This window comes from Aeromonas sobria (assembly GCF_050266975.1).
In the GTDB taxonomy this organism is placed as follows: domain Bacteria; phylum Pseudomonadota; class Gammaproteobacteria; order Enterobacterales; family Aeromonadaceae; genus Aeromonas; species Aeromonas sobria_B.
The window spans coordinates 1-386 of record NZ_JBKISU010000112.1 but is presented as its reverse complement, the minus strand read 5'-3'; the positions used below and the strand labels follow the sequence as shown (position 1 = coordinate 386).

General features: G+C 58.3%; 1 protein-coding gene. It reads left to right on the top strand.

Annotated features, from left to right (window positions below; genetic code table 11):
• Window positions 1–386: IS256 family transposase (locus ACLHZ1_RS20665; RefSeq protein WP_427263545.1), on the top strand; the 386-nt coding region annotated here is incomplete at both ends.

The following is a 386-nucleotide window of genomic DNA, read 5'->3' as shown; positions in this document are numbered from 1 at the left end:
GACGCGTTCAAAGAGATGTATGACGCCGACATCTCGGCGGCGCTGGTATCGAAGGTGACCGAACGCGTCATCGAGCAGGTCCACGAATGGCAAAACCGGCCGCTGGATCCGCTCTATCCCATCGTCTATCTGGACTGCATTGTGCTGAAGATCCGCGCGAACCAGCGGGTGATCAACAAGTCGCTCTATCTGGCACTGGGCATCAATATGGAGGGGCACAAGGAGCTGTTAGGCCTGTGGCTGGCCGAGACCGAAGGGGCAAAGTTCTGGCTGTCGGTCCTGACCGAGCTGAAGAACCGCGGTCTGGAAGACATCCTGATTGCGTGTGTGGACGGTCTCAAGGGCTTCCCTGATGCCATTGCCGTGGAGTATCCCCAGACCAAGGT